Raw genomic sequence first — 23,804 nt, 5'->3', positions numbered from 1 at the left:
AGCCCGGCGGTGGGAGCGCCCTTGGCTTCGACCGCAGCGCTACGGAGTGACCACACACCGTGGCCAGAGCGGAACTCCGCGGTCGCGCCCAAGGGCACTCCCGCAGAAAGCGTTCCGGTTCGAAGGATCCTGGGCAATGCGAACCTTGTGCCCGCTTGTGCCGTTCGCCCCTGCGTACCGCCGCCGCGGACCTGTCCCCTTCCCGACTTCCGAGCCGATCCGCGGGGTGCCGCTCGACTGCGGCGTGCGCCGTTTGCCCGGATATTCGGCCGCTGGTGGACGCGGCCGCGACGCGCGGCCGGGCGGGCGGGAGGATGGCGCCACGCCCCCTCCATCGAGGCGGGCACCGACGAGGAGATTCCCATGCGCACATCCCTGCTGTTCGCCGCCCTGTTCACCCTGTCCGCGTCCACCCAGGCCAAGCCGGCGCTGCATGACGGCCTGCAGGTGGAGGTCCGTGGCGAGGGCCGGCCGGTGCTGTTCATTCCCGGCCTGAACTCGGCGGCCGAGACCTGGGCGCCGACCTGCGAGGCACTGCGCGCCGACGGCGTGCAGTGCCATCTGATCCAGCTGCCGGGCTTTGCCGGACTGCCGGCGATCGAGGGGCAGGCCGACAGGCCCTTCCTGCCCGAGATGCGGTCCCGGGTGCTCGACTACATCGACCACGCCGGGCTCGACCGGCCGGTGGTGATCGGACACAGCCTTGGCGGCGCGCTGGCCCTGATGCTGGCGATCGAGGCGCCGGAGAAGGTGGGGAAACTGGTCGTTGTGGACTCCTTGCCGTTCTTTCCCGCGGCGACCAATCCGGCGGCCACGGTCGAAGCGGTCAAGCCGATGGCCGACGGCATGCGCGCCGGAATGCAGGCGCAGCCGGACGAGGCGTTCTTCCAGCAGGCCAAGGGTGCGGCAGCGATGGGCATGACGCGGGATACCGGCAAGGTGGCGACCATCCAGCAGTGGGGCCAGGACAGCGATCGCCACGCCACCACCCAGGCCATGTACGAGCTGTTCACCACCGACCTGCGGCCGCAGCTCTCGCAGGTCGAGGCCGACACCAAGGTGCTCGGTGCCTGGGCCGCCTACCAGCCGATGGGATCGACGGAGGAGAGCACGCGTGGCATCTTCGCCGCCCAGTACGCGTCGCTCGAGGGGGTCGAGATCGCCATGGCTCCGAAGGCCTATCACTTCATCATGTTCGACGATCATGACTGGCTGCTCGCCGAAGTGCGCGAGCACATCGCCGAGTGACTGCGGCGGGCTCCGCGTCGGGTGCGGGCTGGCGAGGCCATTGGCCTCGCCAGCTTTTCCAGGCCGCTCTCTGGGGCGGCTTCGCCGCGCTCAACCTGTGGCAATTCCAGCGCTACGTCGGCCTGCATTCCGGCCTGGTGCTGATCGCGCTGATGCTGGCGCTTGGCCTGTGGGCGGCCAGCGAGGCCCTGCGCAGCCTCACCCTGCGGCGCGGCTGGCTGCGGCTCGGCGGCACCGCTCTGGGCTGGAGGCTGGCCGCAGGCGTCGCCTTGGCCGCCTCGATGCTGCAGGCGCTGATCGCACTTGCCCTCGTCGGCGGGCTTCAGTTCGGCTGGCTGCAGATGCCCGGCGGGCAGGCGGACTACCGCTTCGGTTCGCTGCTCGGCTACTGGTTCAACACCGCGGTCCTGCTGGGCGCCTGGCTGGCGGTCTGGGTAGGGGTCGTGGCACGGCGCCAGGCGCGGGAGAACGAGCTGGCCCGGCTGCGCGCCGAGTCCGCGCGCCGCGGGCTGGAGCTTGAGGCGCTGCGCGCGCGGCTCAATCCGCACTTCGTGTTCAATGCGCTGAACAACGTGCGTGCGCTGATCAACGAGGATCCGCCGCGCGCCCGGGATATGGTCACCCGGCTGTCGAACACCCTGCGCCATGCCCTGCAGCACAGTCAGCGCGATCGCGTCAGGCTGGACGAGGAGTGGGCGGTGATCGAGGACTACCTGGCGGTGGAGGCCGTCCACTTCGAGCAGCGCCTGCGCACGGACCTCCGCCTTGATGCCCGCTGCGCCGCTGTCGAGCTGCCTCCGATGCTGCTGCAGGGGCTGGTCGAGAACGCCGTCAAGCACGGCATCGCGGTGACGCCCGGCGGCGGGCTGCTGCGCGTGGTCGCCGAGCCGCTGGCCCAGGGAGTGAAACTGGTAGTGGAGAACCCCGGACGTCTTGGCCGGTCGCCCAGCCCGGGCAGCGGCGTGGGCCTGTCCTGGCTGCGCCAGCGACTCGAAGAGCGCGGGCCGCCGGCCCGATTCGATCTTTCCCAGCTGGACAGCGACACCGTTCGGGCAACGCTGGAGTGGCCCGCATGAGCCGGTTGCGCGTGCTGCTGGTCGACGACAGCCGGCTGGCGCGCAGCGAGCTGCGTACCCTGCTCGCCGCGCATCCGGAGGTCGAGGTGGTCGGCGAGGCCGACGACGTCGACAGCGCGGTGTCGGCCTGCGAGGCGCTGGCGCCCGATCTGCTGCTGCTCGACATCCAGCTGCCCCAGGGCAGCGGATTCGACGTACTCGAGCGGCTGCTCTCGCCGCCGGCCGTGGTCTTCTGCACCGCCTACGATGCCCACGCCGTGCGCGCCTTCGAGCGCAATGCGCTGGACTACCTGCTCAAGCCGGTGGAGCCAGAGCGCCTCAAGCAGGCCCTGCAGCGGGCGCTCGACGCCCGCGGCGAGGCGGAGGCCCAGCGCAGCGTACTCGGTGCCGATGATCCGGTGTTCCTGCGCGATGGCGAGCGCTGCTGGTTTGTCGCCGCCGGCGAGATCAGCCATGTGGAGATGGATGGCAACTACGCGACGGTGCACTTCCGCGGCCAGCACGCGCTGCTGACCCGCTCCCTGGCCAGTCTCGAGTCAAGGCTTGATCCAGCCCTGTTCTTTCGTGCCTCGCGCGGTGCCCTGGTCAACCTGCGGCACGTCGTGCGCGTCGACCCTGCGGTCGGCGAGGGCTACACCCTGACCCTTCGCTGCGGCGCCGAGGTCGAGGTCTCCCGACGCCAGGCGCGGGCCTTTCGGGAGCGTCTGGCGCTGTAGCGCCCCGCCAGGTTGCCCCACCCGCCGGCGCATACGGGCGCATATTTGCCGTTCGCCCTGGCCGGCGAAATGGGCCTTTCGGGCGAAGCCAGATCAAGAACAGGATCAAGAGCTTTCAGACCGACCTGCGGTCGGCCCGAGTCACTTTCTCTTGATCGGCAAGAGAAAGTAACCAAAGAGAAGCCGACCCGACTTCCGCGCCGTCATTGCTGCGCAATGCCGGTCCCCTGCGTTGCTCGGAATCCGGCGGCCGGCGTGAACTCGCGCATCCATGCGCTCAAACATCCACGCCTTTCCCCGCCGGGTTCCTGCGCTACTCGGCGCTGCACACGGGACCCACGCGCGTTGAGGTCTTTGAGATTCGAGGGCCGCGTTCCGCGACACGCCGCCTGAAAAGGCTTGCCCGACCAGCCCACGGGCTGTGCGGCCAGGATGGCCGATCAATGGGGCCCCTGTCTGGCGGCGGGCGGAGAACAAGGTCCGCAGGGGCGAGCATAGGGACGTGCTCGCGTTCGCCCAGCGCAGGATGCGCTGTCGGCGAACCCTCGGAGCCCGCACGCGTACCTGGAGGGCAGGAAGCCCGGAAGGCGCCTGACCGGGGTGCCCTTTCTCTTGGTTACTTCTCTTTGGGCACGCAAAGAGAAGTGACTCGGGCCGGCCGAAGGACGGTTCGAAACGCCCTTGATGTTGATCTTGATCCGGCTCTGGATCCAGAAAGAAGGCCCCATTCGCCGGCCAGGGCGAACGGCAAATATGCGCCCCAATCCGCCCTTCGATCCGCCGATCGAACATCGCCGGCAGGCCCTGGGGGCGACCCGCCGCGATGGCGGGTCGGTTGGTTCAAACGGGGTGCGAAGTCAGCCCGGCAGCTCGGGAATGCGCAGTACCTGGCCCGGGTAGATCCTGTCCGGGTCCTTGAGCATCGGCTTGTTGGCCTCGAAGATCACCGGGTACTTGCCTGCGTTGCCATACATCTCCTTGGCGATCGCCGACAGCGTGTCTCCCTTCTTCACCGTGTAGGTGCGCGAGGACCACGGCGCCTCCTCGGCCAGCTCCTCCTCCTCGACCTCGCCGCCGGCTTCCTCGACAGGCGGTGGCGCGGCATCAGCGGACGTGGCGGGCGGCGCGCCGACGCGCAGGCGGTCGTCGACCTGGGAAATGCCCTCGATATTGCCGATGACGAGCACGGCCTTCTCACGCGTCTCCTGGTTCGGCACCCAGCCGCTGACCAACACCTGGCCGTCGCCCGAAACCTTGAAGCGAAAGCTGGAAGGATCGATGCCGTTGTCACGCAGATGCGCGCTGAACCCCCGGCCCGGATCCAGCTTGGCCTCTTCTTTCCCGAAGATCTTGGCGCCGGCATTCTTGACGAAGTCGAACAGTCCCATGCTTGCTCCTCCTTCGCGATTGGACCCGCAGTGCACCCCAGACGCACCGGGGGGTCAAGCCTGGCGTGCTTCGCGCGAACGAATGGCGGAGTACCGCCCGGGCATGGCTTGTCGCCGCGCCCCGGGTGCTGCAGCATGCAGGCGTCGACGATCGGATCGGAATGTCCCAGCCATGCCCGACGCACCGCCCAGCCTCGCCAACTGCTTCGCCGTGCTGGACCCCGGGCTGCGCATGACGCCGATCCCGGTCAGCGAAGGACTGTACGCCGAGCTTGACCGGCGCTTCGATGGCTTCTCCGGCCATGTCCTGATCGCCGAGCACGCCTTCGATAGCGACTGGCCGTGCTGGGAGCGGCATCCCGCGGGGGACGAGCTGGTGGTGCTGCTGCAGGGGAGGGCGCGGATGCGAATGCGCCTCGCCGATGGCGATCGCGAGGTCGTGCTCGGCCATGCCGGGGAATACGTCATCATCCCCGCCGACATCTGGCATACCGCGCACATCGAGACGCCCACGCGGATGCTTTTCGTCACCCCGGGGGAAGGCACCGAGAACCGCGAGGCGCCGCCGTGAGCGGCCCGGCGGTGATCTTGCGCGAGGCCCGCGTCGACGACGCCGAGGCCATGGTGGCGGTCCACTATGCCAGCGTCCGCGCCATCGACCGCGAGCATTACCCGCGCACTGTGCTGGCGGCCTGGTCGCCCGAGCCGGATGCCCGGCGCATGGACTGGATGCGCGGCCTGCTCGAGTCCGGGCGCTTTGCCGCCTTCGTCGCCGAACGCGGCGAGGATGTGGCCGGCTTTGCCCTCTGCGAGGCCAGCGAGGGCTTCCTGCAGGCGCTCTACGTGCACCCCGACAGGACCGGGGGCGGGGTCGGCCGCAGCCTGCTGGCTGCCTGCGAGAAGGCCATGCGCGAGCACGGCAACTCCACTGCCCGGGTGCTCGCCTCCAGGAACGCCGTCGGCTTCTATCGCGCAGCCGGGTATCGCGAGCTGGGCGCGGCCAGCCAGCCGCTGGCCGATGGCAGCCTGCTTGCCTGCGTCGAGATGAGCCGCGCCCTGCGAGCGTAGATCAGGGCGGGCATCTCCACCCCGGGCATGCAGGGCCGGAGCGATACTCTGCGTCGTGTCCACCTCCGGGAGCCATCGATGAGCCAGGAAACCGAACGTGCCGTGCTGGCCGGAGGCTGCTTCTGGGGCGTGCAGGAGCTGATCCGGGCCCTGCCCGGGGTTGTCTCGACGCGGGTGGGCTACAGCGGCGGCGACGTCCCGAACGCCACCTACCGCAACCACGGCAGCCACGCCGAGGCGGTCGAGATCGTGTTTGATCCGCAGCGCATCAGCTACCGCGAGCTGCTCGAGTTCTTCTTCCAGATCCACGACCCCAGTACGCCGAACCGGCAGGGCAACGACCGCGGGCCGAGCTACCGCTCGGCGATCTACTACGTCGACGAGACCCAGCGTCAGGTCGCACTGGACACCATCGCCGATGTCGACGCCTCCGGCCTGTGGCCGGGCAAGGTGGTCACCGAGGTCGAGCCGGTGGGCCCGTTCTGGGAAGCCGAGCCCGAGCACCAGGACTACCTGCAGCGCTATCCGAGCGGCTACACCTGCCACTTCGTCCGTCCCGGCTGGCGGCTGCCGCGCCGTGCTGCGGGTTAGGCGGTGCCTCCGGCAGGGGCAGGTGTAGCGCTTCCAACCTTTCCGCGCCCAGCCCACGCAGCCGTTCGCCCTGAGGTATCGAATGGCGAACCCTCAGGTTGCCGCGGGCCGTTCGTGCTTCGATACCCCAGCACGAAGGGCACGGGGGCTTTTGTTCGACATGGCGGCTCGAAACGCGTTTACGCGGCATGGCGTCCAGAGCAGCCGTTCGCCCTGAGGTATCGAAGGGCGAACCCTCAGGTTGCCGCGGGCCGTTCGTGCTTCGATACCTCAGCACGAACGGTTTGGGGCTCGTATCCGACCTGAGAGGCGCGAAGCGCGCGTACGTCGCATGGCGTCCAAACACGGCCGTTCGCCCTGAGGTATCGAAGGGCGAACCCCCAAGGCTCCGAGGGCCGTTGGCAATGCCTGCCACCGCCGCGATCGCCAGCGGCCAGCGACGGCCCCTGGCTCAGTTCAGCGTCGAGGGCACCGGGTTGAAGCCGCCGAAGGTGCGCAGGCGCTCGTCGATCCAGGCGTCAAGACGGTCGCTGTCCATCGGCGGCCCGTAGCGGAAGCCCTGCTGCAGGGTGCAGCCCATGGCCATGAGCCGCTCGGCCTGCTCGGCGGTCTCGACGAACTCGGCGGTGGTGCGCATGCCGAGCTCCCTGGCCAGCTCGACCACGACGCGGCAGATGCGCCCGCCGTCGCCGTCGAGGTCGCGAACAAAGCTGCCGTCGATCTTCACGCCGGACGGACGCAGCCGCGCCAGCCGGCCCAGCGATGAGGCCCCGACGCCGAAATCGTCGATCACCACCGGTACCTGCAGCTGGCGAAGGTGTGCAATGCCGAACTCGATACGGTCGTCACTGATGCCGAGTTCGCTTTCGGTCAACTCCACCGCCAGGGCGCGCGCGGGCACCTGGTGACGGCGCAGCAGGGCCTCGAAGGCCGGGAAGAAGCGCGGATCGAGCAGGGTCTGCGCCGACACGTTGACGTTGAGCCGCGACTGCGGCAGCTGGCCGCGCAGCCGCGCCCAGTGCTCGAGCGCATGGCCGATCACCGCAAGGTCGACCTGGGTCACCAGCTGGCCGCGTTCGGCGGCGGCGATGAAGCGCGCCGGCTCGATCCAGCCGCGTCCCGGCTCGAACCAGCGCGCCAGGGCTTCGAATCCGGCGATGCCGCCGCCGCGGCTGAAGACGATCGGCTGCAGGGCGCAGCTGAGGCGCTTCTCCTCCAGCGCCCGGCGCAGAGAGGACTCCATCTCGATGCGGTCGCGGAAGTCGGCGTGCGCCTGTTCGGAGAACACCCGAGAACCGCCGCGTTCGGCGTTCTTGGCGTCGAACAGTGCGATATCTGCGCGGATCATCATCTCCGAGGCCGGCACCGGGTTGCGATAGGGGGAGGTGGCGATGCCGATACTGGCGCCGATCGCCAGCGGCCGGCCCTCGATCATCCGCACCATCTGCAGGCTGAGGCTGATCCGCTCGGCAAGGTCAGCTGCCTCCTCGACCGAGCCGAGGTGCGGAGCGAGCACGGCGAACTCGTCGCCGCCGAGGCGATAGGCGGTCGCCGGCTGCAGCGCCGAGTCGCCGATGCGCAGGGCCACCTCGCGGAGCAAGGCATCGCCGGCGTGGTGGCCGAGTGAGTCGTTGACCGCCTTGAAGCCATCGATGTCGACCAGCAGCAGGCCGACCAGGGTGTCGTTATCCGGCCCCTCGACCAGGGCGCGCGGCAGATCGCCCAGCAGCCTGGCCCGGTTGCCGAGCCCGGTCAGGAAATCGCGCTCGGCCTGTTCGCGCCAGCTTCGCGTGGTGGCGTCGAGCTCGCTGCTCAGCTCGCTGAGGCCCTGGTCGAGGGCGTCGATCTCGTCGCCGCGGGCACGCTCGCCGGCCGAGGCGCGCAGGCGCCCGAGCGCGTCGCTGACCCGGACGATGCGCCGCACCACCAGCAGTTCGATCAGATAGCCACCGATCAGGGCGGTGAACAGGATGCTCGCCACCAGCACCCAGCCCATCACCTGCTCGGCGGCGGCGCGCTGGTCGGCCAGGGGTTTGCTCATGTTGACCAGGCTGACCGCGGTCAGCCGCCCCGAGGGGTCCCGGTAGGGCAGGGTGCCGAGCACCCGGGTGCCACTGAGGGTCACCTGCGGCTCGGCGGGGGTCTGCGCGGTGGGGGGGGCCAGCGAGAAGGGCACCTGGGTCAGCGCGGCGACGCGATCCAGCCAGTCGCTGTCCAGCGCCCGGGCCCAGACCATCAGGCCGGCTGCGGACGTGGTGCCGGGATCGGAGGCGGGGCGGCGGATCGCGGCCCGGCCGACCAGATAGGGCTGGCCGGCATGGAACTCGACCTGGGTATACGGGCCGTCCTGGCCAAGCACCTCGCGCGAGGTCGGCTCCTCGAGCAGGCTGGCCACCAGGGACGGATCGGCGGGGTTCGTACCGCGACCCTGCGCCTTCGGCTCCCGGGCGGACAGGCTGCGCAGGCCGGCGTCGGTGATCACCACCGTATCCAGCTCGAAGTTGTCGAACAGGCTGCCCTCGAGGTTGCGCTCGAGCCAGTCCGGTGCGTGGCCCTCGACAAAGGCCACCGTATCGTTCCACTCGGCGTAGTCGTGGATGCCCCGGTTGAAGATCTCGCACTCGGCCTTGAGCTGCAGGCGCAGCCGCGCAAGAGCCTGCTCGGCATGGCGCAGCTCGAAGGCCTCGAAGCTGCGATCGAGCCCGATCCGTGCTGCCGGCAGTCCGACCGCCAGCATGAACACCGTCACGAGCAGGACGCCGGTCAGCGCTCGCCAGCGCAGGCTTCCCATCTAGAGCACTCTCCGTAGGTGCCGGCGCATCCTGCCCGGCTGGCCCGGAGCAAAGCACATTTCACGAAGACTTGACCAGCCCTTCAGCAAACGGCGGCAAGTAGCCGTCAATCGAGCGTGATCAGCCCGCCCTGAGCGCCGTGGTCACCGGCAGCCGGGCGGCCCGGATGGCCGGCAGCAGGCCGCCCACGAAGCCGATCAGGACGGCGATGACAAGGCCCGACAGGACCAGCCCGATGCTGACCTGGAAGGCGAACACCACCTGGGTGAAGCTGCCCTGGTTGAGCGTCGACACCGACAGGTTGTCGAACAGCAGCCAGGCGATGCCGGCCCCGATGGCGCCGCCGAGCAGGGACAGCAGCATGGCCTCGATCATGACCGAGACCAGCACCGGCAGGCTGCCGAAGCCGATGGCGCGCAGGGTGGCGATCTCGCGGGTGCGCGTTGCGACCGCCGAATACATGGTGTTGAGCGCGGCGAAGATCGCGCCGATCGCCATGATCGCGGTGACGAACACCGCCAGAACCATGATCTGCCCGCGCACGCCGCGGGTCTGGTTGCTGTAGTAGGTGCGCTCGTTCAGCACCTCGACGGTCAGTCGTGGATCGTCGGCCAGTGCTGCGGACAGCGTCTCCAGCGCCTCGGGCGAGGTCAGGCCCACGCGCACGGCGGAGAAGCCGTTGCCGCGATTGAAGGCCGACTGCGCGCTGCCGGCATCGACCCAGATCTCGCTTTCGTTGACGTCGCCCGACTCGAACACGCCGACCACCTTCCAGTCCGAGCCGCGCATGCGAAGCGTCTCGCCCACCCCGACACCCTCGAACTGGCGCGCCACCCCGGCGCCGACGATCACCTCCCGCAGTCCGGACTCGAAGCGCCGGCCCTCGACGATCTGCACCTGGGGGCGCAGTTCGAAGGAAGCCGGCTCGACGCCGCGCATGGTGACGTTGGAGCCGTTGCGGGTCTCGCCCTTCTTGAACAGCTCGGTGATCACCATCAGCTCCCCCGATGCCAGCGGCTTGCCATCGCTGCCCTTGCGGATGCCGGGGCCGAGCTTGATCAGGTCGGCAGTGTCGCCACCGAAGCCGGAATTGAGCTCGGCGCCGGAGCCGCCGCGCAGCACGATGGCGTTCTGGTCACTGCCGGCGTCCTGCAGCGTGGCGGTGAAGCCCTGGGCCATCGCCAGCAGGGCGGTGAACACGGCGACCACGCCGGCAAGGCCGATCACGATGACCAGGGACGGCCCCCAGCGCTCGGGGATGCTGCGCAGGTTCAAGGCAGAGATGGCAAGGATCTGGCTGAGCATGGCGGGGCTCCGGATCGGATGCGTGGTGCGAAAGAATCAACAGGACGGCAATGACGGGTTTGGGCGCGAAGCAGACCTTCCACAACACCCGAATGTAGGAGCCAGCTTGCTGGCGATCGTCCCATCCGGGGCGACTATCGCCAGCAAGCTGGCTCCTACAGCGGGACCGGGGCGAATGCGAACTTCGCGCCCGAACCGGACACCCGCCCCCCGCACATCGTCCGCGGGGCGCGCGGGGCGCGTTGCGCTAGCGATCGGCCAGCGCATCGACGATCTTCAGGTTGCGCGCGCGAAGGGCGGGCAGCAGGCCGACGGCCAGGGCCAGCACGATGATCGCGATCAGTCCGGCGATCCAGACCGCGGCGTCGACGGCGATCGGCAGCATCGGTCCGGCCGCGGCGGCCAGGCCCGCGCCGGCAAGCGTGGCCAGGCCAAGGCCCAGCAGGCCGCCGATCGCGCACAGGGCGAAGGTCTCGGCCAGGACGAAGCCGAGCACCGCGTTGTCGGTGAAACCCAGTGTCTTGAGCACGGCCAGCTGCGGCACGCGCTCGCGCACGCTCTGCGCCATGGTGTTGCCGACCACCAGCAGCAGGGTGAAGAACACCGCGAACAGGATCCAGCGCACGATCAGGCCGATATCGCCCATCTGCTTGATGAAGCCGACCTGGAAGTCCTTTTCCGCCATCGACTTGGTCTCGTCGGCGGTGTTCTCGAAGCGGCGGTCGATCGTCGAGGCGACCTGTTCGGCCATGCCGGGGTCCTGCAGCTTGACGATGAAGATGCCGGCCAGACCCCCACCGAACTGCGCCGCCTCGGCGAAGTAGTCGCGGTTGATGTACAGGCCGCCCGCGGTCTGCTTCTTCCACTCCTCGTCGATGCCGTCATAGATGCCGACCAGCTCGAACTCCCAGTCCTTGCTGCCGTCCTTGCGCGGGAAGATGTTCGACTGGATCGGGATGCGGTCGCCGACCTTCCAGCCGTGCTTCTCGGCCAGCAGCTTGCCGGCGATCATCGACTGGCGGATGTCGCGGAAGGCGGTCCAGTGCTCGTCGGGCATCACCCACTCCGGGTAGACGTCGCGCAGGCGCTGCGGGTCGACGGCGAAGGCGAAGATCTGCGGGTCGTCGCGGAACACCGCGCCGAACCACTGCTGGTACATGACCCGCTCGACGCCGGGGATGGCGTCCATCTCGGGCACCATGCGCATCGGCAGCGAATTGGTGAAGGACACCCGCGACTGGGTGACGATGCGGGTGGCGCCGACGAAGTCGGCCCCGGCGCTGAAGATCTGGTTCAGCGACTGCAGCAGGCCGAACAGCAGGAAGGCGAAGATGATGCAGCCGAGCGTGAGCACGGTGCGGGTCTTCTTGTGGAACAGGTTGGCAAGGACGAATCCGGTCCGGGTCATGGGAATCCCCTTCAGTGCGCGGTGGCTTCGTCGGCAAGCAGGCCCTTGTCGAGGTGCACGGTGCGGTTGGCGAACTCCGCGGCCTTGGGGTCGTGGGTGACCATGATGATGGTCTTGCCGTGCTCGCGGTTGAGGGTCTGCAGGAGGGTGAGCACCTCGTCCGCGGTCTTGCGGTCGAGGTCGCCGGTGGGCTCGTCGCAGACCAGCAGGGTCGGGTCGGTGACCAGGGCGCGGGCAATGGCCACGCGCTGTTCCTGGCCGCCGGACAGCTCGTTCGGCTTGTGCCCGCCACGATCGGCCAGGCCGACCAGGGTCAGTGCCACCTTGGCCCGCTTGGCCCGCTCGGCGCTGCCCATCTTCGCCAGCAGCAGGGGCAGCTCGACGTTCTTCTGCGCGCTCAGCACCGGCAGCAGATTGTAGAACTGGAAGACGAAACCGATGTGCTCGGCGCGCCAGCGGGCCAGCTCGCCGGTGCTGAACTCGTCAATCCGTCGGCCCTCGACGCTCACGCTGCCGCTGGTGGGGGTGTCGAGCCCGCCGATCAGGTTGAGCAGGGTGGTCTTGCCCGAGCCCGACGGCCCCATCAGGGCGACAAAGTCACCGCGCGGGATGTCGAGGTCGATGCCGTGCAGCACCTCCACGGTCTGCTTGCCGCGGGTGTAGTGCTTGGTCAGGCTGCGGATCTCTACCAGGGCCTCGGACATGGCGTGCCTCTCGGGTTGGGAGCGGTGGATGGAAAGCGGCACGCGACCTCGGCCGCGTGTAGGAGCCAGCTTGCTGGCGATGCCTTCCAGCACCACTGCAAGGCATGATGAAACGTTATGTTCAAGGCCGGGCTCACGATTCCGCCTCGGTCACCTTGCCGCCGTCCTTCAGCTCGGGCGGCGGCGAGAGCACCACGCGCTCGCCGGCGGCCAGGCCCCGGGCGATGCGTCGCCGGCCGTCGCGGGCCGGGTCGGCGCTGACCTCGCGGCGCTGTGCGGTGTTCTCGCGCACCACGTAGACGATCTCGGCACCGTCGCGGGTGACCACGGCCTCGGCCGGCACGCTGATCGCGGTAACCGGGGCAGCGCTTGGCGCGGCCTCCGGCGCGTCGGCGAGAAAGGACACCCGCACGCCCATGTCGGGGACGATTCGCGCGTCGCGCTCGAGGAAGGCGATGCGCACCTTGACCGTCGCCTTGCTGCGGTCGGCGGTCGGCACGATGGCGATGACCTCGGCCGGGATGCGCCACTCGGGATAGGCATTCAGCACCGCCTCGACCTTCTGGCCCGGCTTGACCCGGCCGATGAAACTCTCGTTGACGTCGACCTGGATTTCCAGTGAGTCCATGTCGACCACGGTGCCGATGCCGGTGCGGGTGAAGCCACCGCCGGCCGAGACCGGTGAGATCATCTCGCCCGGCTGTGCGGCCTTGACCGTGATCACGCCGGCAAAGGGCGCACGGATCTCGGTGTTGTCCAGCCCGATCCGTGCCAGGGCCAGCGACTGGCCGGCGACGCGGACGCCATCGCGCGCGCTGCGCAGCTGCGCGGCCAGGGCGTCGCGTTCGGCCACCGCCTGGTCCAGCGCGGCCTGGGCAACCAGCTTGCGCCCGGCCAGATCGCGCTGGCGGACCAGGGTCTGCTCGGCCAGGCGAAGCTGCGCCTCGGCGCGCGCCACCTCGCTGCGCGACGCGGCGAGCTGGGCTTCGCCCAGGGCCAGCTGGGCCTGCGCGTCGACCGCCTCCAGCCGCGCCAGCAGCTCGCCTTCCTCTACCGCCTGGCCTTCCTCGATCAGCACTTCGGCGACCTTGCCGGTGATTTTCGACGAGACCGTCGCGATGCGCCGCGCGGTGACATAGCCCGAGGCGTCGAGCACCGAGGAGGCGACCGGCACGCTGCCCGCGGCGATCTCCTGCGCTGTCGCGGTACGCACCGGCAGGGCTTCCTCGCGAAAGCTCCAGGCCACCGTGGCCGCGGCCACCAGCAGGGCCAGCACGGCCACCGCCCACGGCCAGCGCGAGGGCTTGGGCGGCGGCGCGGCGCGGCTGCCACGGTCGATGCGCAGTTCGGAGAGCAGGGACGAGGAGTCGTTCATCGCTAGGAGTTTCGGCGTGGGCCTGCAGTGTAACGGCAGGCCGTTTCGGATCGTGGTGCCGGAAGGCACCTTCTTCGCATGACAGCTGTCACCCATGGACGAACGGCGCCGCACAGATTCGACAATTGATCCGGCTCATGTTCTGACGCGCGCGCGACAGCGGCGTGACCAGGGCTGGCCCGATCGCGGTTGCGGTGTACCCTCGCGGGCTGCTCCGGGGCCCGTCGGCCGCGGCGCAGTACCGATTCGTCTTCCGGAATTCCGCCAGCATGCCGATGAAGCCAACTCGTACCCATCCGATGCTCCGCCTGTTAGCCCTGGCGGCGCTTTTCGCGTGCGCCGGTCAGGTCGCGCTGGCGGCCACGCCCGAGGCGGACTTGCTCGAGTCCTCACAGAACGTGCCGGTGAAAACCTTCAAGGCGCTGGACCTGCACAAGCTGGCCCGCGAGGACGCGCTGCGCGATGCGTTGCCCGGCCAGCCCAAGCGCTTCGCGGTCGCCCGACCTGTCGAGATCACTCCCGCCAGTGCCGGCGACTGGTCGCAGCTGGCGGACGGCGACTGGGTCTGGCGGCTTCGCGTGCGCGGCGAGGGTGCCGCCCACCTCAACTTCGGCTTCTCGCGCTTCGCCCTGCCCGCCGGCGCCTCCCTGCACATCGTTTCGACCGATGGACGCAGCAAGGTCGGTCCGTTCACCCGTGAACATATGCTCCCGCACGGGCAGCTGTGGACCCCGGTAGTGCTTGGCGAGGAAGCGCTCCTGCACCTGCGCGTACCCGCCTCCGGGCTGGCCGAGGTGGAGCTGCAGCTCGACTCGATCAATCAGGGCTATCGTGGCTTCGGGGTGAAGTCCAAGGCCTGCAAGTCGGGCGCCTGCAACACCGATGTCGCCTGCCTGTCGGACGGCGATCCCTGGAACCTGCCGCGGCGCGCGGTCGGCGCCTGGACCCGCGGCGGCACCGATACCTGCACCGGCTCCCTGCTCAACAACACTGCCAACGACCGGCGCATGCTGTTCGCCACCGCCACGCACTGCGGCGTCGCCAATGATTCGGCTGCGGCGACCGTGCTGGTCTATTGGAACTACGAGTCGCCGACCTGCCGCGTGCCGGCCTCCAGCGGCTCCAGCCCGGTGCTGCCCAAGCCGAGCAGCACCACGCAGGGACTGCGCTTCCTCGCCCAGACCGCCAATCCCTTCTCGGGACCGGGCGCTGCGGGCGAGCGCTCGGACTTCACCCTGATCGAGCTGGCCACTCCGGCGCCCGGCAATGGCTTCAACCTGTACTGGGCAGGCTGGGATCGCCGGGCGCCGTCGCCGTCCAGCATGGTCTGTGAGGCCCCCGGTGACCCGGCCAGCACCGCCGGCCTGTGCGCCTCGATCCACCATCCCGGCGTCGACGAAAAGCGCATCACCTTCGTCGAGAGCAATCTGACCCTCGACAGCATCGCCAGCGCCCGCGACGTGCACTGGCGCGCCAACTGGGACCCGACCCCGCCGCGTCTGCCCAACATCAGTCCGATGCCGGCCAGTCTGCCGCCCTCGGTCACCGAGCCCGGCTCCTCGGGCTCGCCCCTGTACAACGCCGAACAGCGCCTGGTCGGCGTGCTCTCAGGCGGCCCCTCGGCCTGCGGCGCCACCGGCAGCAGCCTGCGCGACCAGTACGGCGGCCTGTTCCATGCCTGGGAAGGGCTCGGCAGCGCGGCGACCCGCATGCGCGACCATCTCGATCCGCTCGGCAGCGCGCCGCAGTTCATCGATGGCGTCGGCACCTGCGATCCGCCCGCCGCACCGCCCGCGACCAGCGCCAGCGCGACGGCCGAGAACCAGATCACCGTCAGCTGGACGGCGGTGGCCGGCGCCGACCGCTACCGGATCCAGCGCAGCGCGGGCAGCTGCCCCGGCGGCGGCTTCGTCCAGATCGGCGAGGTCGGCGGCGGCACGACCGCCTTTGTCGACGGCACGGTTTCCGGCGGCAGCGCCTATGCCTACCGGGTGATCGCCGTCGACAGCGGCCAGGTCTGCCCGTCTGCGGCCGGGCCCTGCGCCTCGACGGTTGCCACCGGCAGCTGCGCGCTGCCGCCGGACTTTGCCGGCCTGGCCAGCGCCGAGAGTGCCGGCACCGCGGCCTGCGCGATCAACCTTGGCTGGGCTGCCGGCAGCGGGCGCTGCGGCGCCGGCTCTGCGCTGCGCTACAACGTCTACCGCTCGGACAGCCCGGGCTTCACGCCCGGCCCGGCCACCCTCATCGAGTCATGCCGCAACGCCACCGGTCTCGCCGATGTCGACGTGCTGTCCGGCGCTACCCGGTACTACGCGGTACGCGCGGAGGACATCGGTGCACGGCCCGCCAACGGACGATGCGGCGGTGTCGAGGACGGCAATGTGGTGATCCTCGCCGCAGCAGCCTCCGGCCCCGACGTGCTGCGCTTCAGCGACGACGTCGAAGCGGGCAGCGGCAACTGGACCGTCTCCGGCAGCGGCGCGGGCGCGGACTTTGCCGTGGTCAGCAGCGCCGCCAGCTCGCCCACCCGCAGCTGGTTCGTGTCCGACCCGGACGACGTGTCCGATCGCCAGTTGAGCCTAGTGACGCCGCTGTCCCTGGCCGCGGGCAGGGAGTCCATCCTCGAATTCGCCCACCGCTACCAGACCGAGGCCAACTTTGACGGCGGCGTGCTCGAATACTCGCTGGACGGGGGCGTGAACTGGAGCGACATCCTGGCCGCGCAGGGCGGCGTTGCCGCGAATGCCAACCGCTTTCTGGGCGGGGCGTACGATGGGTCCCTCAACAACAGCGTATCCAACCCCCTTTCCGGTCGCAGCGCCTGGCACGGAAGCATCGCCGGGTTCACCACATCGCGGGTCAGTCTGGCCGACTTTGCCGGGCGTGAGCTGCTGCTGCGCTTCCGCTTCGGCTCCGACAGCTCGGTGTCCGGCACCGGCTGGTGGATCGACGACATCCGCCTGTTCGAGCGCGGCAGCTGTCAGCCCGCTTCGCTCGGCGCGATCTTCGCCGACGGTTTCGAAGGCTGACCCCGCCTCTTCCGGCATCATCGCCGGGACGGGATCCGGCCCCGTGCCAGGTGCAAAGTCGGATGGAGGCCGCGGCCTGCGCGCGCCATCGCGAGCTGTCCGTTTGGCCCCGGCGGGCGTCCCGCATCGGCGATGCGGCGACGGACCGGGCAGCGCTTCGCGCCCGCCCTAGGCGGCGAAGCGCGCCTTGAGCAGGGCGAAGGCGGCGCGCAGGCCCTGGGCCTCGCCGCCGGGCGGGCGGCCCGGGCGGTGGCTGTCGTTCCAGGAGTAGACGTCGATATGCGCCCAGGGCAGCTCGCGCGGCACGAAGCGGTCGAGATAGACCGCCGCGGTGATCGCCCCGGCCATCCGCGAACCGCCGGAGTTGGCAAGGTCGGCGACATTGCTGGCGAGGTAGCTCAGATACGGCCGCCACAGCGGCAGACGCCACAGCGGATCGGCGCTCTCCTCGCCGGCGCGCAGGTACTCCGCCGCCAGGGTCTCGTCGTTGCAGAACAGCGCCGGCAGGTCGGGGCCGAGGGCGATGCGCGCGGCGCCGGTCAGGGTGGCGTAGTCGAGCAGCAGGGCCGGCTTGGACTCCGCGGCATAGGTCAGCGCATCGCAGAGCACGATGCGGCCCTCGGCGTCGGTGTTGTCCACCTCGATGCTGATCCCGGCACGCGTGCGCAGCACCTCGCCGGGGCGGTAGGCATTGGCGCTGATCGCGTTCTCCACCGCGCCGACCAGCAGCTGCAGGCGCACCGGCAGCTTGCGCGCCATCACCAGCTGGGCAAGGCCGATCGCGTGCGCCGCGCCGCCCATGTCCTTCTTCATGTTGCGCATGCCGTCGGCCGGCTTGATGTCGAGGCCGCCGGTGTCGAAGCAGACGCCCTTGCCGACGATCGACAGTCGCGGGTGCTCGGGATTGCCCCATAACACCTCGATCAGTCGCGGCTCGCGGTGGCTGGCGCGGCCGACGGCGTGGATGGCCGGGAAGTTCTCCGCCAGCAGCTGATCGCCACGTACGCAGCGCACCTCGCCGCCGTAGGCCAGGCCGACGCGGCGGGCGACGGCTTCCAGCTCGTCCGGGCCCATGTCCTCGGTCGGCGTGTTGATCAGGTCGCGGACCAGGGTGCTGGCCTTGAGCTGGGCGAAGGCCTCGGACTGGCTGGAGGCATCCTCGCCCAGCACCAGCCGGGCCGGCGTGCGGGTCGGCTGGCGGTAGCGGGTGAACTGGTAGGCGCCAAGGCCCCAGCCGAGCAGGGCGGTGCCGGGGTCAAGGCGCAGGCCGCGCTCGCCATCCAGGCGGTAGTCGCCCGCGGGCAGCAGCAGCGGCGCGGCGCCAAGGGCCAGCGGATCGCGCACGCCGGCAATCCCGGCCAGGGCCAGCAGCGGCCGGCCGTCGGCGTCCGGCACCAGCAGCACGCTGTGCGGGTCGGCGGCGAATCCACTCGACTGGCACCAGCGCGCGGCGGAGGAGGGCAGCGAGGCCAGCAGGGCAGGCAGGCCCTCGCGGTCGACCGCCACCAGCGGGGTCGCATGGGCGGCGGCATCGGGCGGTGCAAAACAGGTCGGCAGGCTCATTCCCAGTTCCATGTCGGGCTGACTGTCAATTGAGTTGGGAGATCAGTTCTGGCAGGTCGCGGGCGACCAGGTCGGGCGGCGCGAGGTCATCCGGCCAGCGCGCACCGACGCGGTTGATCCAGCAGGCGCGCAGTCCGGCCCGGCGCGCGCCCTCGACATCAAGCTGCGGGTCGTCGCCGACGTGCAGCACCGCTGAGGGCTCGATCCCCAGCCGCTCGCAGGCGGCATGGAAGATGCTCGGGTCGGGCTTGGCCGCGCCATGCTCGCGCGCGCCCAGGGTGAAGCGGAAGTGCGCCGCCAGCCCGATCCGCGCGAGGTCGGCATTGCCATTGGTCAGCGCCGCCAGCGGGTAGCGTCCGGCCAGCTGCGGCAGCCCTTCGGCCACATCGGCGTACAGGTCGACCGTATTGCGCGCGTCGAAGAAGGCCTCGAAGGCGCCCTCGGCATGGGCCAGGTCCTCGCCGCTCTCCTCCAGCGCGTGGCGCAGGCAGAGCAGGCGCTGGGTGGTGAAGTCGTGGGCCAGCTGCGGATGCTCGGCCGCAATCCGCTCGCGCAGGGCCCGCATCGCCGCCACCGGAAACCGCGCCCGGGTCTGTGGACAATGCCGCGCCAGATAATCGTCCACCGCCTGCTCGGCGCGCTGGATGGCCGGGGCCACCGCCCACAGCGTGTCGTCGAGATCAAGGGTGATGGCGCGAATCATCGGAAGGGCGCGTACAGAACCATCCCGGACGATACCACGCAGCCCGCGAACGCCGGCGCGGCGCGGCGAGCTGCGCTGCATGGGTTCAGGGAGAATGGGGCTCCCCACCGCGCAGGATCAATCCATGCCCCCGCAGAGCGCTCCCTCAGGCAAGTCGCGACTGGAGCGTAGACGCCCGGAGGAGGTGGCAGCCGACGCGCTTGCATTCCCGCCCAGCTGGATCAGGCAGATGCTTTCCGGCCTGCTCGACGGCGACCAGGCGGCCCTGGTACGTGAACTCCACCGGCGCCGAAGCTCATGTTCGGATCCGCTGGACCGCGCGCAGCTGGGAATGGCGCTGATGTTCGCAGGCGATCCGTTGGGCGCCCATGCCTTTCTGTCCGCGCTGCAACAGGACGATCCGGCCGTAGTCGGGCTGGCGCTGGCGGAACTCGAAGAACTGGACGTGGCCGACATCGGGTTTGATGGCCGTCCCGGACGCCTGCCCCTCGAGGCAGGGGAACTTGCAGTCGCGGTTACGCCCCATCTCGAGGCCAGCCCCATCAGCCGCGGCGCTGGTAGGCCTGGCGGACCCGGCCCGGCCAAGGCCGACAGGGCCCGCTGGGCCGCGGCGGCTGGAAAGCTGCTGTTCCCCCGGCTGCTTCCCGTGTTCGAGCGGCTTCGCAATGACCCGGATCGTGCCGTGGCGCGGATCGCTATCGAACAGTTCCAAAGGCGTGACGAAGATGCCGGAACGATCGCCTTCATCGCTGGCGAGTTGGTCTCTCTGGACTCAGACAAGACTGATCATGGTTGGCGCAAGCACCTATGCGCCGTGTTGGAGGAGTACGCACGCCGCGGCGGCGGACGGCACCGACAGGCCGCGGCAGCGGCTGCGGCCGGCTGCTTTGAGCGATGGCTGGACGGCCATGTGCTTGGAGGGCGCGAGTCGCTTGCCGCGCCGGATGGACTCGATCAAGTGAGGCTCATCTCGGCGATGGTGGCGCCTCGCCCGCCCGCGGTGGATCAGTTGCTGAAGCGGGTGCTGGCCGATGGCCGCTACCCTGTTTCCCTACAGGTCGAAGCGCTGATCGGCCTCGACACGCTGGGGCTTGCAGCCGAGGTGCCCAAGGGACCGCTGATCCACCGGGCCCTGTGCGGAAGCGAAGCCGACACCACGCGCTCGATCGTTCGCTTGGTGGATTGGGGATTGCTAGGACTCGACGAGCTGATCGCCGCCATCGAACGCCCGGAAGCCCCACGCGCAGCTACGTACCTCGCCAGTCGGTTCCGCCCTACGGTGGAGCAATCCGCGCGCCTCGAACGAGCGTGGTCTGCCGCGCTGCGGCACTCTCTGGGTCAATCGCCCAACGACGGCGGCAGGTTCTGCTGCGATCTGCTGGAGCGCGTTCAGGGGCGTGCTCAAGGGGAGGCCGAGTCGGCGGAATGGCGCCGGCTTCTGGAAGCACGGCTATCCGAGGCCGCAGCCGCAGCGAAGGATGACTTCCACGCGCAGCAGTGGGCGCTGAGCCTTGCATGGATGCAGGATCGCACCTCCTTCCCGGCGTCCGCAGGGCGTCGCGCTGGAGCGTGGTCCCGAATGTGGGAGTACTGGGCGCAAGAGGGGATGGATTGGACGAAGGCCGCTCCGTTGTTGACCGATGCGGCGGTGCTGGATGGATGGGGGACAGACTGCGGGGAGCCGTCGCCGTTGATAAATCCGGCCGCAGGGCCGGAACCCGACGCCCTGTTCCAGCTCCTGGGACATCGACTCGCCAGCGTCGAGCTGGCCCCGGACAGCCGGCAGCCCCCATACGTCGAGGCGTGGTCGAGGCTTGCTTCCATCCTCCGCCCGGTACCAAGCCTGGTGCGCCTTTCGCAGCGCCCGGAAAAGATCTCGCATTCGACCGTCCCTTCGCGCGACGAAGGGTTCGAGCCTTCCGAGGAGCGATGCCGGACCCTCGCAAAGGCGGGACTTGCCCCACTGGGTGGTGATCCCACGTATCGGATCAGCTTCTCCCACGAAGACCATAGGTTCCGATACCTGCTGCATGCCAATCCGGACGAATTGATGGATGCTGTCGCCCTCCTGGCGGGATTCAATGACTTCCTCGATCGCATCGACCACCCGCAGCGACTCTACGCACTCGCCCCGCCGTACGCCGATGACTCGTGGATGTTCGTGATCGCAGCGAATTGGCGTCGGTTCTGGGAGGTGAACCAGCAGTTGCGGTTGCCGTTGCTTGGCGTACATCCCTGGCGGTAGATGTGCTCCACCGAGCCGCTCGCGGCGTTTGCGGGCTTCCCCCGGCAATAACCCCCTCCCAACCGTCCGGCCCTTCGGCGCAGCCTGCGGGCATTCCTCGGCACGTGACCCTTCGGCTCGCCAGCGCGCCTCCTCACCCCCCCTACAGCGCCAAGCGCGGCAAGGGGAGGGGCTAGAGCAAGCGCTGGTGCTTGAGCCCCTCCCCTTGCGTGCCCGAAGGGCGCGTAGGGGGAGGCTGGGAGGGGGTCGCGGCAGTTCACGACACACCCGCTTGACGCCGCTGCGCAACACCACCGCGCAAGACCCGACCGGCCTGCGACAAGGTCCCACCGTTCGCGCTGAGGTATCGAACCCCGGACAATCGCGCCCCAACCCGCAAGTGCTGCCGGCGAGGCGCCAGAGCAGGCAGCGAACCCGCCGCTACTGCATCGGCGCCAGCAGGGCGCCGCGCCCGCGGACCAGGGTCAGGACCAGCTGGGCCGGGGGCGGATCGAGGCGGCGCTGCAGCTCGGCGAGATCGCTGAGGTCGCGACGATTGGTGGCGACGATCAGGTCACCCGGACGCAGCCCGTTGCGTGCGGCGCGGCTGTTCTGGGCCACCTGCTCCACCCGCACCCCGCGGGCCCCGCGCTGGCGCATGCGCTCGGGCAGTTCGGCGAGCCGCGCGCCTTCCAGTCGGGCATCGACCAGGGCGCCGTCCAGCTCGCGCACCCGCGCCTTCAGCACCACCTCCATCTCGCGGCGGTTGCCCTCGCGGAGCACCGCGATGCGCACCGGCTTGTCGACCGGCAGCAGGCCTTCCGCGTTGTGCAGAGACTGCCGGTCGGGCACCGGCGTGCCGTCGATCGCCACCACCACGTCGCCGGGTTTGAGCCCGGCCTGGTCGGCGGGGGAGTCCTCCTGCACCCGGGTGATCACCGCACCGCGGCGTTCGGTCACGCCCAGCAGTTTCGCCATCGCCGCATCGATGTCCTGGCTCTCCACGCCCAGCGAGCCGCGGCGCACCTCGCCAAAGGCCAGCAGCTGGCGCATCACGTCGGTGGCAAGGCCGACCGGAATGGCAAAGCCGATGCCGACATTGCCGCCCGAGGGGCTGAAGATCGCCGTGTTCACCCCGACCAGCTCGCCGCGCAGGTTGACCAGGGCGCCGCCGGAGTTGCCCGGATTGATGCTGGCATCGGTCTGGATGAAGTTCTGGTAGCCCAGCCCGGACAGGCCCTGGCGGCCCAGCGCCGAAACGATGCCCGAGGTCACCGTCTGTCCGAGGCCAAAGGGATTGCCCACCGCGACCACGAAGTCGCCGACGCGCAGCGCGCGAGGATCGGCCAGGCGCACGGCGCTGAGGTTCTCGGCCGGGATGCGCACCAGGGCGACATCGGTGTCGGGGTCGGCGCCGACGAACTCGCCGGCCAGGGTGCGGCCATCGGCCAGGGTCACCTGGATGTCGTCGGCGCCCTCGATCACGTGGTTGTTGGTCAGCAGCAGGCCCTGCTCGGCATCAACAATCACCCCCGAGCCCAGCGACTGCTGCACGCGTTCGCGCGGCACCGAAGGCAGGCCGAAGAAGTGGCGGAAGAAGGGGTCGTCTGCCAGCGGACTGCGCACCCGCACCACGGTGCGGCTGTGGATGTTGACCACCGCGGGGGTGACCGTCTCCAGCATCGGCGCCAGCGAGGGCAGCGGTTGACCATCGACGGCGGCGGGCAGGGCGGCGCGGGCCATTGGCGCGGCCAGGCAGAGCAGGACAAGCAGCAGTCGGAACACGCGACACCTCGAAGCACGGGCAGGTCCCCGCTAGGACCCGCATCCCCCCGGCCGGGTTCCCCAACCGCGGCGCCCCGCCCCCCGCCTCGGACCTCAGGCTTCGACCGCTCTGCGTAGGAGCGGACATGGCCGCGACCGCAGCACCCGGCCCTTCCCCAGCCTTCCTGAAGGCCCGCACCGCCCCGGTCGCGCCCAAGGGCACTCCCACAAAAGGTGCCACCCCGTCCCGCCTCGCCGCCCCCCCTGGATGCCGCTGCTCTCCTGTAGGAGCTGGCTTGCCTGCGACCGCAGCGCCTGGCCTGCCCCTGTCTCAAGGAAAACCGCACCGCCCCGGTCGCGCCCAAGGGCACTCCCACAGAGCGGCGCCGCCGCGCTGCGCTGCCGCGCCCTGGATGAAGCCGCTCTCCTGTAGGAGCTGGCTTGCCTGCGACCGCAAGACCTCACCCATCCCCGGTTTCCCGGGAATTCCATACCCCCCTGTCGCGGCCATGTCCGCTCCTACACAGGCGCGCAGCGCGACGCCCCTCCCCGGTCTCGAGAAAAAACCGCACCGCCCCTGTCGCGCCCAAGGGCACTCCCACAAAAGGCGCCGCCCCGTCCCGCCTCGCCGCCCCCCATGGATGCCGCTGCTCTCCTGTAGGAGCTGGCTTGCCTGCGACCGCAGCGCCTGGCCTGCCCCTGTCTCAAGGAAAACCGCAGCGCCCCTGTCGCGCCCAAGGGCACTCCCACAGAGCGGCGCCGCCGCGCTGCGCTGCCGCGCCCTGGATGAAGCCGCTCTCCTGTAGGAGCTGGCTTGCCTGCGACCGCAAGACCTCACCCATCCCCGGTT

17 protein-coding genes are annotated in these 23,804 nt (G+C 69.9%); 8 read left to right on the top strand and 9 right to left on the bottom strand.

What is annotated here, in order from left to right; all coding sequences use genetic code 11:
• Window positions 1–363 precede the first annotated feature (363 nt).
• Genes M0G41_RS17840 through M0G41_RS17830 form a run of 3 tightly spaced genes read left to right on the top strand, consistent with a single transcriptional unit; the run spans window position 364 to window position 3,040 of the window.
• Window positions 364–1,248: an alpha/beta fold hydrolase gene (locus M0G41_RS17840; RefSeq protein WP_248211528.1), complete on the top strand. Its 885-nt coding sequence runs from the start codon at window positions 364–366 to the stop codon at window positions 1,246–1,248.
• Window positions 1,245–2,324, top strand: coding sequence for a sensor histidine kinase (locus M0G41_RS17835; RefSeq protein ID WP_248211525.1), 1,080 nt, complete (start codon window positions 1,245–1,247; stop codon window positions 2,322–2,324). Before M0G41_RS17840 ends, M0G41_RS17835 begins: the two co-directional genes overlap by 4 nt.
• Window positions 2,321–3,040 carry a LytR/AlgR family response regulator transcription factor gene (locus M0G41_RS17830; protein ID WP_248211521.1) on the top strand — a complete coding sequence of 240 codons (720 nt, stop codon included), beginning with the start codon at window positions 2,321–2,323 and terminating at the stop codon, window positions 3,038–3,040. Before M0G41_RS17835 ends, M0G41_RS17830 begins: the two co-directional genes overlap by 4 nt.
• Window positions 3,041–3,897: 857 nt before the next feature.
• Here M0G41_RS17830 and M0G41_RS17825 read toward each other — a convergent pair.
• Window positions 3,898–4,428 carry a LysM and BON domain-containing protein gene (locus M0G41_RS17825; protein WP_248211520.1) on the bottom strand — a complete coding sequence of 177 codons (531 nt, stop codon included), beginning with the start codon at window positions 4,426–4,428 and terminating at the stop codon, window positions 3,898–3,900.
• Between the two features lie 172 nt (window positions 4,429–4,600).
• Here M0G41_RS17825 and M0G41_RS17820 point away from each other — a divergent pair, with 172 nt between their 5' ends.
• The 3 genes from M0G41_RS17820 to msrA all read left to right on the top strand — a co-directional run bounded on the left by M0G41_RS17820 (window position 4,601) and on the right by msrA (window position 6,087).
• Entirely contained in the window at window positions 4,601–4,999 is a 399-nt protein-coding gene (locus M0G41_RS17820) for a cupin domain-containing protein (protein WP_248211516.1), read from the top strand.
• Entirely contained in the window at window positions 4,996–5,496 is a 501-nt protein-coding gene (locus M0G41_RS17815) for a GNAT family N-acetyltransferase (protein WP_248211515.1), read from the top strand. Before M0G41_RS17820 ends, M0G41_RS17815 begins: the two co-directional genes overlap by 4 nt.
• Window positions 5,497–5,574: 78 nt before the next feature.
• Window positions 5,575–6,087: a peptide-methionine (S)-S-oxide reductase MsrA gene (gene msrA / locus M0G41_RS17810; protein ID WP_248211514.1), complete on the top strand. Its 513-nt coding sequence runs from the start codon at window positions 5,575–5,577 to the stop codon at window positions 6,085–6,087.
• Between the two features lie 451 nt (window positions 6,088–6,538).
• Here the strand turns inward: msrA and M0G41_RS17805 are convergent, their stop codons facing one another.
• From M0G41_RS17805 to M0G41_RS17785, 5 genes are all read right to left on the bottom strand, one after another.
• The gene (locus M0G41_RS17805) at window positions 6,539–8,878 is read right to left on the bottom strand and encodes a putative bifunctional diguanylate cyclase/phosphodiesterase (RefSeq protein WP_248211513.1); all 2,340 of its coding nucleotides are present in this window, start codon (window positions 8,876–8,878) and stop codon (window positions 6,539–6,541) included.
• A 121-nt stretch (window positions 8,879–8,999) separates the two neighbouring features.
• On the bottom strand, window positions 9,000–10,184 hold the full coding sequence (locus tag M0G41_RS17800) for an ABC transporter permease (protein ID WP_248211512.1): 1,185 nt from the start codon (window positions 10,182–10,184) through the stop codon (window positions 9,000–9,002).
• A gap of 247 nt (window positions 10,185–10,431) precedes the next feature.
• Window positions 10,432–11,592, bottom strand: a complete 1,161-nt coding sequence (locus tag M0G41_RS17795) for an ABC transporter permease (protein ID WP_248211511.1) — start codon at window positions 11,590–11,592, stop codon at window positions 10,432–10,434.
• Between the two features lie 11 nt (window positions 11,593–11,603).
• Complete coding sequence (locus M0G41_RS17790; protein ID WP_248211508.1) at window positions 11,604–12,296, bottom strand: ABC transporter ATP-binding protein; 693 nt, start codon at window positions 12,294–12,296, stop codon at window positions 11,604–11,606.
• A 133-nt stretch (window positions 12,297–12,429) separates the two neighbouring features.
• On the bottom strand, window positions 12,430–13,671 hold the full coding sequence (locus tag M0G41_RS17785; RefSeq protein WP_248211507.1) for an efflux RND transporter periplasmic adaptor subunit: 1,242 nt from the start codon (window positions 13,669–13,671) through the stop codon (window positions 12,430–12,432).
• A 377-nt stretch (window positions 13,672–14,048) separates the two neighbouring features.
• On the opposite strand from M0G41_RS17785, the gene M0G41_RS17780 reads away from it, so the two are divergent.
• Entirely contained in the window at window positions 14,049–16,700 is a 2,652-nt protein-coding gene (locus tag M0G41_RS17780) for a hypothetical protein (protein ID WP_248211506.1), read from the top strand.
• Window positions 16,701–16,868: 168 nt separating this feature from the next.
• On the opposite strand, the gene M0G41_RS17775 is transcribed toward M0G41_RS17780, so the two are convergent.
• Window positions 16,869–18,263 (bottom strand): leucyl aminopeptidase family protein, encoded by a 1,395-nt coding sequence (locus M0G41_RS17775; RefSeq protein WP_248211505.1) that lies wholly within the window; start codon window positions 18,261–18,263, stop codon window positions 16,869–16,871.
• Window positions 18,264–18,288: 25 nt separating this feature from the next.
• Entirely contained in the window at window positions 18,289–18,966 is a 678-nt protein-coding gene (locus M0G41_RS17770) for an HAD family hydrolase (protein ID WP_248211504.1), read from the bottom strand.
• Between the two features lie 229 nt (window positions 18,967–19,195).
• Here M0G41_RS17770 and M0G41_RS17765 point away from each other — a divergent pair, with 229 nt between their 5' ends.
• Window positions 19,196–21,211, top strand: a complete 2,016-nt coding sequence (locus M0G41_RS17765; protein WP_248211502.1) for a hypothetical protein — start codon at window positions 19,196–19,198, stop codon at window positions 21,209–21,211.
• A 420-nt stretch (window positions 21,212–21,631) separates the two neighbouring features.
• On the opposite strand, the gene M0G41_RS17760 is transcribed toward M0G41_RS17765, so the two are convergent.
• A complete protein-coding gene (locus M0G41_RS17760) occupies window positions 21,632–22,975 on the bottom strand; it encodes a Do family serine endopeptidase (protein WP_425511277.1) in 1,344 nt (447 codons plus the stop codon).
• Window positions 22,976–23,804: the final 829 nt, after the last annotated feature.

Origin of the sequence: Pseudomarimonas salicorniae (assembly GCF_023156535.1) — a bacterium.
GTDB lineage: Bacteria > Pseudomonadota > Gammaproteobacteria > Xanthomonadales > Xanthomonadaceae > Pseudomarimonas > Pseudomarimonas salicorniae.
This window is presented reverse-complemented; position numbering and strand designations above follow the sequence as displayed.

Bases quoted from the DNA above. Each gene is read 5' to 3' on its own strand.
- M0G41_RS17840 (WP_248211528.1), top strand. From the start codon at position 364: ATGCGCACATCCCTGCTGTTCGCCGCCCTGTTCACCCTGTCCGCGTCC.
- M0G41_RS17830 (WP_248211521.1), top strand. From the start codon at position 2,321: ATGAGCCGGTTGCGCGTGCTGCTGGTCGACGACAGCCGGCTGGCGCGC.
- M0G41_RS17825 (WP_248211520.1), bottom strand. From the start codon at position 4,428: ATGGGACTGTTCGACTTCGTCAAGAATGCCGGCGCCAAGATCTTCGGG.
- M0G41_RS17820 (WP_248211516.1), top strand. From the start codon at position 4,601: ATGCCCGACGCACCGCCCAGCCTCGCCAACTGCTTCGCCGTGCTGGAC.
- msrA (WP_248211514.1), top strand. From the start codon at position 5,575: ATGAGCCAGGAAACCGAACGTGCCGTGCTGGCCGGAGGCTGCTTCTGG.
- M0G41_RS17805 (WP_248211513.1), bottom strand. From the start codon at position 8,878: ATGGGAAGCCTGCGCTGGCGAGCGCTGACCGGCGTCCTGCTCGTGACG.
- M0G41_RS17800 (WP_248211512.1), bottom strand. From the start codon at position 10,184: ATGCTCAGCCAGATCCTTGCCATCTCTGCCTTGAACCTGCGCAGCATC.
- M0G41_RS17795 (WP_248211511.1), bottom strand. From the start codon at position 11,592: ATGACCCGGACCGGATTCGTCCTTGCCAACCTGTTCCACAAGAAGACC.
- M0G41_RS17790 (WP_248211508.1), bottom strand. From the start codon at position 12,296: ATGTCCGAGGCCCTGGTAGAGATCCGCAGCCTGACCAAGCACTACACC.
- M0G41_RS17785 (WP_248211507.1), bottom strand. From the start codon at position 13,671: ATGAACGACTCCTCGTCCCTGCTCTCCGAACTGCGCATCGACCGTGGC.
- M0G41_RS17775 (WP_248211505.1), bottom strand. From the start codon at position 18,263: ATGAGCCTGCCGACCTGTTTTGCACCGCCCGATGCCGCCGCCCATGCG.
- M0G41_RS17770 (WP_248211504.1), bottom strand. From the start codon at position 18,966: ATGATTCGCGCCATCACCCTTGATCTCGACGACACGCTGTGGGCGGTG.
- M0G41_RS17765 (WP_248211502.1), top strand. From the start codon at position 19,196: ATGCTTTCCGGCCTGCTCGACGGCGACCAGGCGGCCCTGGTACGTGAA.